Origin of the sequence: Bradyrhizobium murdochi (assembly GCF_000472965.1) — a bacterium.
Taxonomy (GTDB): domain Bacteria; phylum Pseudomonadota; class Alphaproteobacteria; order Rhizobiales; family Xanthobacteraceae; genus Bradyrhizobium; species Bradyrhizobium murdochi.
On record NZ_KI421483.1, the window covers coordinates 236,124 to 246,792 of the forward strand.

A 10,669-nucleotide genomic window follows, 5' to 3' on the forward strand; every position below is an offset into this window, starting at 1 on the left:
GTGATACTTGGTTCGCTGTGACGTGCCACTGACGTCATACCGAGGTCTGAACCATGTCTTCCAACAATAGAGCCACGCGGCAGCGCCGCCTTTGGCTCGCCTCCAGTTTCCTGCTGCCGATCGTATCGCTAGGTGTTTCCGGCGCAGCGGCGCAGCAGACACCATCCGAGCAATTGCCGCCGATTGAGATAACTTCGCCTACTGACCCGAACCGGACCCGCGCCAAACCGACCTACGATGAAGGGGCGACCTCGCGCCGCGTCGTGCCGGCAGCTGCACCGTCGACCGGCAGGCGGCCCGCATCCGGGACCGGCTCGGACGTTTCATCGCAAGGTGCGGGCGGCAGCGGCGGCCGGCAGTTCTCCGGCATCGTCGGAGCGTCGGCGACGGTGATCACGGCGGATGAAATTTCGCATTCGCCGGCCCAGACGCTGTCCGAGATCATCGCGCAGGTGCCGGGTGTGCAGTTGACCAGCCTTTATGGCGGCGTGAACGGCGCCAAGACCTCGGTCGATTTGCGCGGGTTCGGCGCGTTCGCCACCGCCAACAGCCTCGTCCTGATCAATGGCCGCAGGCTCAACGATATCGACATGGCCGGCGTCGATCTCTCGACCATTCCGCTCACTTCGATCGAGCGCATCGAAATCACCCGCGGCAACAGCGGCGCGGTGCTCTACGGTGACAACGCGGTCGGCGGCGTCGTCAACATCGTCCTCAAGAACGGCGTCGGCGGCCCACCGGTCACGATCCGCAGCGAAGCGGGCGTCGGCTCGTTCAACCAGCGGCTTGCGAATATCTCGGCCGCGACCAACTACGGACCTTGGTCGACGTCCTTCTATGGCAACGCCATCAAGTCTGATGGTTACCGGGTCAACAACGCCCTCGATCAACGCAACGGGATCGGCAATCTCAATTATACCACACCCGACCTCAAGGCCTTCCTTACAGTGACCGGTGACGACCAGAAGCTCGGTTTCCCGGGCGGACGTACCGTCGATCCTTCAATCGGACTAAATCAACTCGTCACTGATCGCAGGGGCACCAATACGCCGTTCGATTACGGCAACCAGCAGGGCGCCAGCGCAACCACCGGCTTTACCAAGACAATCATGAACGGCGTCGATCTGATCGTCGACGGCGGCGTTCGGAAGAAGGATACGCAAAGCGGCTTCTTCGGCGCGGTACCGTTTGCTTCGCCGCTGCCGAGCTTCTCCTCGACCTATAACGACGCATCATTGCAAACCTGGTCGATCACGCCGCGACTGAGCGTCAAGAACTCGATCTTCGGAATTCCCTCACAGATCCTGACCGGCATCGATTATTACGATGCGACGTTCAACCAGGAACGCGGGGCGTTCAAAGGCCTTCCGCCCACCCACATCTACGATCTGTCGCAACAGACGGTGGCGGGCTATTGGCAGCAAACCGTCGGTCTGTTGCCGACGACGGATTTCTCTTACGGCGCCAGGATTCAAAACACCAGCCTGAGTGCCCGGGATCGGTACGACCCCAACGCGCCCGGTTGCGCCATGTTCTTCAGTTGCAGCCCAGCGGCCTCTCCGTTGGACAGCAACGAAACACAATACGCGCTCCATGCTGGCCTCGAGCATCGATTCAACAGCGCGTTCTCGGTATTCGGCCGCGCCGCGCGCGCATTCCGAACCCCGACCGTCGACGAGCGCGTCTCCAGCGGCCCCTTCTTCGTTCCAGGGACTTTCCAGTTGAAGACCCAGACCTCGCACGACATCGAGGGTGGATTCCGCATCAAGAGCGGTGGCTTCCAGATGCAATCAAGCATCTACAACATGGACCTCGAGAACGAGATCCATTTCATCCCGGCGCTGTTTTTCAACGTCAACCTCGGTCCGACCCGCCGCTACGGCTCGGAGACCAGCGCTTCGCTGCGCGTCAGTGACACGGTGACGCTCCGCGGCGGCGCGGCCTACACCCGTGCCGCCTTCCGCGAGGGTGCATTCGCGGGCAATGACGTGCCGCTGGTGTCGCGCTACACCGCGAGCGGCGGCGTCACCTGGAACATCTGGCAGAACTATCTGGTGTTCGACGCCACGGTGCGCGCCTGGAGCGAACGCGTGATGGACAATGACCAGGCCAACACCCAACGGCGCATTCCGGCGGACGCCACCGTCGATTTGAAATTGAGCGGCGCCTACGATCGCTTCTTCTGGTCGGTGGGCGTGAACAATCTGTTCAACGCGCTCTATTACGACTACGCCATCGCGAGCTCGTTCACGCCTGGCCGTTTCTCGGCCTATCCGCTGCCCGGCCGCACCTTCATGGTAAAGGCCGGCGCGACGTTCTGACTAACGTTAGAGCGTTTTCAAGCGAAGTGGACACCGGTTCGCGTCAAGAAAACGCGTCAAAACAAGAATCTGGAGCCCGGTTCTGATTCAATCAGAACCGAAAAGGCTCTAGCCGGTTCGGCTTGCTGCCGGACCGGCTCGACCTGCCGTGTTCCCCGCCAACATTTCATACCAAGGCAGATTCTGTCAGAAACTGCGCCATTTTCGACCGAAAATAACATCCTCTGCGCGCCGATCCGTGGTAAATGGGCCACAGACCGCTCGACGATATCAGTCGTGATTTCAGAGGTATGACATGAATGATGAGCCGAAGAGCGCCGCCGAGCTGAAAGAAATGAGGCTCAACCGCAAGCGCGCCCAGGAAGTCGACGGCATCAAGGCGATGGCCGAGATCGCGGCTGCCGATATCGCGATCCGCCAGCGAACCGAGAAGCTGCGCGCGCTGCGCCTGGCAAAAGAAGCGGCCGACCGTGCAAATCCGCCGGAATCGAAGGTCAAGGGCAAGACCAAAGCCAGGATTGCGAAAAGAGGCTGACTTGAAATGACGAAAGAGGATCGCGATCGCGCCCAGGCGCGCTTCGACAAGGCGGCCAAGGCCGTTCAGGACGCAAACTCCGGCAAGGCCGAACGCGACGCAGCGGCGAAAGCCGTGCTCGACAATATGGCAAAGCTGAAGGCGTTACGGCTCGCGCGCGAAGCAGCCGAGCCGCAACGTGCGCCCGCCGCAAAGGCCGCAAAGAAGGCGCGCAGCAGCACAAAGCGGCCCAACGAGAAGCCGGTGGCCCTGTCTGAGTGGCTGGCGAGCCAGCAGAACGGCGGGCGGCGAACCTGAGATCGGCCGATCGAGCTCAAAGAGCCGGCGTTACGCCGGCCCCGGCCAATCGATCATCGATCGCGTCTTGTTCTCGGCATCGTAAACCTGCACCTGAAGCATCTGGAAGCGGTTCTTCAACGCCATGCCCGCTTCCTCAGCCGCCTCCACCGTATCGTGATGCGACTTGAAGTGGCCATCCACGACCAGCGAATAACCGGTGGTCGGTGCCTTGTCGGCGCGGAGGATCTTGCGCTGTTGCGGTTCATCGAGCGCAATGCGGGGCTTCTTCATACTGGCTCCATGTGATGCCCTTCGAGCTGAAGCCGCAAAAAGGGCGGGAAGAATCGTTTGACCGGCGCTAGGATACCTTCCGGCCGCGATTAGATTGAGGTCATGCCGTTACCCTGAGTCGGCATGCAGCGCAAACGCCGATTGATCCGGCAAAGATGCATCACTTTGGTGAAATCATATGGGCGGAACAGGCAGGAAGAACAGCGAGCCTCCGAAACAAGGCGATGCCAAACCGAAAAAGCCGCCGAGCCCGCCGGTTGAGGAGGAAGAGGACCACGAGGACGGCGACATCGCTACGCCGAAGCGGGACCGTTATGGCCCTGATGATGAGCCGTTGTAGCGCGGCACGCGATTTGTAGGGTGGGCAAAGCGAAGCGTGCCCACCATTCAAGACGAGATCGCGGTGCAAATGGTGGGCACGGCGCGAAGGGCGCCTTTGCCCACCCTACGATTCACCTCGCGGGCGATGACGGGCTCTGTTGGTAGAAGCCTTCGCTTTCAATCGCCCGAATACTCGCTGCATCGAGCAGATGCGCGCCAAAACCGCCGAGCGCTAGTTTGATCGCCAGCTTCGGCGAAGCCAGCAGCACGGCTGCCGTGATCGTCAGCGGCACGGCGCTGATCCAGTCCGACTGCACCGGGGTAAGTTCTTCGCTGCTGCCGGCATAAGGCCCGCGCGCCGCAGCGAGATCCAAACATTCCCTGAGAATGTCGGGCCGCGTTCCGCCGCGTGCCGCACATCCCAGGAACGCCTGCATCGCCAAGTGCGTGAGCACGCCCTCGCGGCTGGCAAGCAAGGGAGCCGGCGTCTCGCCCAGCGAGATCAGAAGCAAAAGTCCGACGAGGTCGACGCCGGAGCGATAGGCATTCATCGGCTCGACCAGCCGCGGATTGCAATCGATCAGCAATGGCGCGGTATCGACGTCCGGCATGATGTAATCGACCGACAGCGCGCCGTGCCAATCGAGCGCCCGGCCGACCTGCTCGACGTAAGCGCGAACGACCGGCCGGCTCACGCTCTGCTTGATCGCCTCGCCGCCACCAACACCCGCCGCGATCTGCCGATAGGCATGAAAGCCCAGCATCCGGCCGCGGCAGAACACCGATTGCGCCTTCTCGGTAGTGCCTGCGACGAGGTCTTGCACCAGCACCTCACCGACGAATGCGTCGCTGTCCTCGAGATCGTGCAGCGCGCGCATCAGGTCGTCCGCGCCGCGCACGAACCAGATGCCCCGGCTGGCGGTGCCGACTGAAGTCTTCACGACGGCCGGAAAGCGAACCGCATCGCGCACCCCTTGCGCGGATTGCACGATGCGCGTCGACGGCTGCGGCAATTTCAACCGATCGAGCAGCCGGCTGAAGCCGGCCTTGCTATGCGCCTCGCGGTAGCTCTCGAAGTTCGGCAGCGCGAGACCGGCGCGGCCTTCGATGCGCTGCGCGACCCGCGCAAACAAAAATCCCTGCTCATGCGTCGGCAGCAGCACGTCGAACTTCCCGCCGGCCAGTCGCTGCTCGACGAAGGCCAGGTAACCGGCTGGGTCGTCCCGCAGTCCAGGGCAGCGATGAAATTTGCGGACGAAGCGCGAGAACCGCGACAGACACCAGGGCGAGGGATCGCAGACCTCGACGTGATGGCCCGAAAGACCGAGAATCGTAATGGCCTCTCGGGCCGAGGTCGAGGAACCTTCGGAGACCAGTACCCGGAGCGGTGTTGCGGGATCAGGCATGCCGGATCATTGCCGCGTCGACCGCCTTTGTCTCCCAATTTAATGGCGGCATTCGTGCGCCCTGCCCTGCGCCGGGGCAGCCATGCAGTGGCATTCATGGACAAATAACGGCCTGCCTATATTTTCGGCCCTGCCGGGCCGCAAGTTACACAGGATTTTGAGCTGACATGGTCGATATTCTGGCCGCACCGCAACAAGCCAAAGCGGACACTTCGCTGCGCACGCTTGCGGCGATTTCGGTCGCCCATTGGGTCAGCCATTTCCATCTGTTCGTGCTGCCGATGCTGTTTCCGTTCCTGAAGGAGCAGTTGGGCGTCGGCTACATCGAACTCGGCTTCGCGCTCACGGTGTTCGGCGTCGTCTCCGGCCTGACGCAGGCCCCGATCGGCTATCTCGCCGACCACATTGGCGCGCGAAAAGTGCTGCTGATCGGCCTCACCGTCGGCGGCCTGGCGCTGGTCATGCTCGGCCTGCACCTGAGCTACGTCTCGCTGATCCTCTCGGCGGCGCTGCTCGGCCTTGCCAACAGCGTTTATCACCCCTGCGACTATGCGATCCTGTCGACGCATATGGATGAAGCGCGGATGGGCCGGGCATTTTCGGTCCATACCTTTGCGGGTTTCCTTGGCGGCGCGGTGGCGCCCACGATCATGCTCATGCTGGTGACAGCCGTCGGCGGGCTCGGCGCGCTGATCGTGGCTGGTGCGGTGGGGCCAGTGGCAGCGCTGCTATTGATCGCGGTCAGGATTCCCGATGCCAGTTCGGCCGATCGCAAGAACGATGACCCCGCAGCGCCGCAGCAGAGCATCGTGACGCCTGCGATCATAGTGCTGACGATCTTCTTCATGCTGCTGGGTCTGTCTAGCGCCGGCATCAGCAACTTCGGCGTCGTTGCGCTGATGAGCGGTTATGGCGTGACGATCTCGGCCGCCAACTTCGCGCTGACCGCCTATCTTGGCGCCAGCGCGGCCGGCGTGCTCGCCGGCGGCTATCTCGCCGACCGCACCAAGCGGCATGGCAATGTCGCCGCTGCGTGCTTTGCCATCAACGCCGTCATCATAACAATCATTGCGGCGATCAATTTGCCGTCGGTGGTGTTGACCGCCGCGATGGGGCTGGCCGGATTCCTCGGCGGCGTCATCGCCCCCTCGCGCGACATGCTGGTGCGCAACGCAGCCCCGGCGGGCGCCGCGGGCCGCGCCTTCGGCATCGTCTCCACCGGTTTCAATTTCAGCGGCATACTCTCCCCATTGTTGTTCGGCTGGATCATGGACCAGAACCTGCCGCATTGGGTGTTCGGCGCCTCCGTCGCCTTCATGGTGCTGACGGTCCTGCTGGCGCTGGTGACGGACCGCAAGCCGGCGGAACCCGCCAGGGCATAACTGCATCGGCGATGCATTCCTGAGCCTCATCCCCGGTGGTTGACAGCATCTGACCGCATCGGATGATGCGCCAACAAAAACCAGATCCGGGATGGAAGCCATGACCTCGACCCCCGACATCGTGATCCGCGGCGGCACTATTGCCGACGGCAAGGGCGGCGACTTGTTCGAAGCCGACGTGGCGATTGCAGGCGGCCGCATTGCCGAAGTCGGCAAGGTCGCGGCAAAGGGCAAGGAAGAAATCGACGCCAGGGGCAGACTGGTTACGCCGGGCTTCGTCGACGTCCACACCCATTATGATGGCCAGGTCACCTGGAGCCAGGACATCACGCCCTCCTCGCAGAACGGCATCACCACAGCGATCATGGGAAATTGCGGCGTCGGTTTCGCGCCGTGCCGTCCGGCCGACCATGTCCGGCTAATTCAGTTGATGGAAGGCGTCGAGGATATCCCCGAGCCGGTGTTGAGCGCCGGCATCCCATGGGCCTGGGAGAGCTTTCCGGATTACATGGAGTGGCTGTCGAAAAGAAGCTTCGACATGGACATCGGCGCGCAACTGCCGCACGCGGCTTTGCGCGTCTATGTGATGGGCGAACGCGGCGCGCGCCGCGATCCCTCGACATCAGACGACAACAAGGCGATGGCGGCATTGGCTGCCGATGCCGTGCGGGCCGGCGCGCTCGGCTTCTCGACCTCGCGCACGCTCAACCACCGCACCTCGACCGGCGATTTCACGCCGACGCTGAAGGCCGGCGAGGACGAACTGACCGCGATCGCGGCGGCGATGCAAGCGCAGGGCCGCAGCGTCTTTCAGTTCGTGCTCGATCTCTCCGGCATCGACGAAGACCTGCCGATGATGCTGAGGGTGGCGGAGAACACAAAGATCCCGGTATCGTTCTCGATTACGCAAAACGACAAGGCGCCGCAGCGCTGGCGGCAGACGCTCGACACCATCAGAGAGGCTTCCGCGCGCGGCCTGTCGATCACGGCGCAGATCGCCGCCCGCCCGGTCGGACTGATGCTTGGACTCGAACTGTCGCGCAACCCGTTCCAGACTCATCCGAGCTACCAGGCAATCGCGCATTTGCCTCACGCCGAGCGGCTCGCCCGCCTGCGCCAGCCCGAACTGCGCAAGGCGATCCTGAGCGAGCACGCCACCGCGACCGACGATCCGCTGTTCTTCCGGCCGAACTACGACAAAATGTACCTGCTCGGAAATCCGCCGGACTACGAGCAGCCGCCGGAGAATACGTTGGGTGCACAGGCCCGCCGCCAGGGCAAGCAACCGGAAGAACTCGCCTATGATGCGATGCTGACGGATGACGGCCGCGGCATGCTCTATGTGCCGTTCCTCAATTATGCCGACGGCAATCTCGATGCGGTCAGCGAGATGCTGCGCGATCCCAATGCCGTGCCGGGGCTCTCCGACGGCGGCGCGCATTGCGGGATCATCTGCGATGCCAGTTTCCCGACCTATCTCTTGACGCACTGGACGCGCGACCGCACCCGCGGCGAAAAACTGTCGATCCCGTTCGTCGTCGCCGCGCAATCGCGCAAGACCGCGCTCTCGGTCGGCCTCTACGACCGTGGCGTGATCGCACCCGGCTTCAAGGCCGACGTCAACGTGATCGACTACGACCGTCTGCATCTGCATCCGCCAAAGGTGCATTACGACCTGCCGGTCGGCGGCCGTCGTCTGATGCAGCAGGTCGATGGCTATGACGCCACCATCGTCTCCGGCGTAGTGACGCAGCGCGCCGGCGAAGCCACCGGCGCGCGCCCGGGCAAACTGGTGCGCGGCACGCAGGGAAGCAAGCCGCAGTTCGACGCGGCGGCGAGTTGAGCGTAGCCCGCGTGGAGCGAAGCGTAACCCGAGAACCTCACACGCGGATCGGCTGAACCCGGGTTGCGCTTCGCTCCATCCGGGTTACGAAACTCTGCAGGGTTATGCGGGTCGGATCATCGAGACCCGCAGATCGGATCCCACCGGCATCAGCTCGTACGGCAGCTTCCAGCCTGGCAGCGCCGCGAGGCGCTCACGCCAGGCATGGAGCGCCGGAAAATCCGCCGCGATGTCGAAGCCGGTCTCCTCCTTGGGGTAATACACATATCCCGCCATCGAAAAATCCACGATGGTGGGCTTGTCGCCGAGCATGAAGGCACGATTGGCGAGATGCTTTTCGGCGATCGCAAAGCTCGCCTCGGTACGCGAGCGCAGGAACGACAGGATGGCCGGATGCACCGGCTCCGGCATGAATGACCTCTGAAACCGGTGCATCGCATGGTTGTTCGTGAACTTGTGATTATCGAACATGATCCAGCGCAAGGCCTCGTATCGCTGGTCAGGGCCGGGCGCAAACTTGCCGGTGGTTTCCGCGAGCCAGATCAGGATCGCGCCCGACTGCGACATAAGCTGCCCGTCGACTTCGAGCACCGGGACCTCGCCCATGGCGTTCGTAGTTGCCCGCCAGGCCGGATCGCGGGTCTGGCCGCCGGCAAAATCCACCCCCACCGGCTCCCAGTCGAGGCCGGCGCAATTCATATAAAGCGCCAGCTTGTAGGAGTTGCCGGAGGTGCCAATGCAATGAAGCCGATAGCGCGCCATTGCGTCACGCAAACTTCGGCTGTGCCGTGGCTTGCGCCATCAGCCTTGCGCGTTCTGTGTTCGGCCACAGCAGCAACAGGCCGAGTAACCCTGACGCCGCCATGATCACGGCGTTGATGGTGAAGCCGGTCATGTAGCCGTCGAGCGGCACCGCCGCATTCTGAATCACGGCGCCCATCACGAACGGCGCGATCATTCCCGCCAGCGTATAGATCGCGCCATAGATCGCGATCACGGCGCCGCGCTGCTGCACCGGCGTGAATTCGCCGAGCATCGGCGGACAGACCACATAGATCGAGCCGCAGAGCCCGGAGCCGACCACGAGGAACGCGATCTGCCACCCAGCGCCGTTGACATAGGGCAGTACCGCGAGGATCAGCCCGCCGACGATCAGCGGCACCGAACCGAGCACACCCCGAGCGCCGCGCGTCGTGTAACCGCGCGTCAGCATCACCTGCGAAATCCAGCCCGTCAGCAGCACGATGGCCGCGCCGAACACCCAGGGCAAAACCGAAATCCAGCCTGCATCCTTTTGCGGGAAGCCGAGCCCCTTGACAATGAATGGCGTGAACCAGGTGAGCCCGAGCGACAGCGCCCAATAGGCGCCGAAGGTCGCGGCGACGCAGCCGATAAAGGTTCGCGAAGTCAGAAGCTGGAGATAGGGAACGCGCGGATCGATTGCAGCCGTTGTAACGGCGTGAACCAGCGGCCCTTCCTTGCCCATGACCAGCCACGCCGCTACCCACATCAGGCCGACGATGCCGAGCGCGCCGAACGCATAGTGCCAGCTATGATTGACGATGATCCAGTTCAGTGCGGGCACCGCGAGGATCACGCCGAACGCCGAGCCCTGCGAAAGGATCGCGGTGGGTAGCGTCCGCTTTTCGTCGGGAAACCACTTGTAGACCGCGTGCGCCGCTACCGCGAATGCAGGCCCCTCCCCTGCACCAAGGATGATGCGGCAGATCACGAGCGTCGTAAAGCCGACGGTGCCGACCATCGGAAACTGCGCCACCGACCAGATCACCGCCATCGCGAGCAGCACCCAACGGGTATCGATGCGATTGACGATGAAGCCGACGACGATGGCCGAGATCGAAAACAAGAAAAAGAACGAGGAGCCGAGAAAGCCGAACTGCTCCGGCGAGAGCTTCAGCTCATCCATGATCGGCGCGCCGGCAAGCCCGACGACGATCTTGTCGGCAAAATTCACCAGCATGAACAAAAACAGCAGGAAGGTGATTGTCCAGGCGCCCTTGGGCGTCCCCTTGGGCGTCGCTTGCGCGGTCATGGCTGGTTTCCCCGTATCTTTGCTGATTCTGTAGGATTGGCCGGTTCCGATGCTACAAGGGGGCTTGCGGGCAAGGCAACCGGGATTTCCGCAAATGCCCGCCGTGCAACTGCCGACTGGTGCGACAGGGGCACGCCACAACCGGATCACGATCGCGGCGCGGCGCGATTGAGGCCGTGATCGGGGACGCGTGCCCTGATATGTTGCATGCCATCATGTCGGGGGATTTTTCATGGTC

The 10,669-nt window shown here is 62.9% G+C and carries 9 protein-coding genes; 5 read left to right on the forward strand and 4 right to left on the reverse strand.

Annotation, left to right across the window (positions count from 1 at the left end; all coding sequences use genetic code 11):
* The first annotated feature begins 53 nt into the window (after positions 1-53).
* From YUO_RS0138840 to YUO_RS0138850, 3 genes are all read left to right on the forward strand, one after another.
* A complete protein-coding gene (locus YUO_RS0138840; RefSeq protein ID WP_028351928.1) occupies positions 54-2,321 on the forward strand; it encodes a TonB-dependent receptor in 2,268 nt (755 codons plus the stop codon).
* Positions 2,322-2,616: 295 nt separating this feature from the next.
* Positions 2,617-2,856, forward strand: a complete 240-nt coding sequence (locus YUO_RS43490; RefSeq protein WP_051379883.1) for a hypothetical protein — start codon at positions 2,617-2,619, stop codon at positions 2,854-2,856.
* A 6-nt stretch (positions 2,857-2,862) separates the two neighbouring features.
* The gene (locus YUO_RS0138850) at positions 2,863-3,153 is read left to right on the forward strand and encodes a hypothetical protein (protein WP_028351929.1); all 291 of its coding nucleotides are present in this window, start codon (positions 2,863-2,865) and stop codon (positions 3,151-3,153) included.
* A 30-nt stretch (positions 3,154-3,183) separates the two neighbouring features.
* On the opposite strand, the gene YUO_RS0138855 is transcribed toward YUO_RS0138850, so the two are convergent.
* A complete protein-coding gene (locus tag YUO_RS0138855) occupies positions 3,184-3,426 on the reverse strand; it encodes a hypothetical protein (RefSeq protein ID WP_028351930.1) in 243 nt (80 codons plus the stop codon).
* Between the two features lie 452 nt (positions 3,427-3,878).
* Complete coding sequence (locus tag YUO_RS43495; RefSeq protein WP_035728630.1) at positions 3,879-5,153, reverse strand: ATP-grasp domain-containing protein; 1,275 nt, start codon at positions 5,151-5,153, stop codon at positions 3,879-3,881.
* A gap of 167 nt (positions 5,154-5,320) precedes the next feature.
* On the opposite strand from YUO_RS43495, the gene YUO_RS0138870 reads away from it, so the two are divergent.
* Together YUO_RS0138870 and YUO_RS0138875 are read left to right on the forward strand one after the other, a co-directional pair.
* Positions 5,321-6,535 carry an MFS transporter gene (locus YUO_RS0138870; protein ID WP_028351931.1) on the forward strand — a complete coding sequence of 405 codons (1,215 nt, stop codon included), beginning with the start codon at positions 5,321-5,323 and terminating at the stop codon, positions 6,533-6,535.
* Positions 6,536-6,635: 100 nt separating this feature from the next.
* A complete protein-coding gene (locus YUO_RS0138875; RefSeq protein ID WP_028351932.1) occupies positions 6,636-8,378 on the forward strand; it encodes an N-acyl-D-amino-acid deacylase family protein in 1,743 nt (580 codons plus the stop codon).
* A 102-nt stretch (positions 8,379-8,480) separates the two neighbouring features.
* Here the strand turns inward: YUO_RS0138875 and YUO_RS0138880 are convergent, their stop codons facing one another.
* Together YUO_RS0138880 and YUO_RS0138885 are read right to left on the reverse strand one after the other, a co-directional pair.
* A complete protein-coding gene (locus tag YUO_RS0138880; protein WP_028351933.1) occupies positions 8,481-9,140 on the reverse strand; it encodes a glutathione S-transferase family protein in 660 nt (219 codons plus the stop codon).
* A gap of 4 nt (positions 9,141-9,144) precedes the next feature.
* Positions 9,145-10,431, reverse strand: a complete 1,287-nt coding sequence (locus YUO_RS0138885; RefSeq protein ID WP_028351934.1) for an MFS transporter — start codon at positions 10,429-10,431, stop codon at positions 9,145-9,147.
* Between the last annotated feature and the right edge of the window lie 238 nt (positions 10,432-10,669).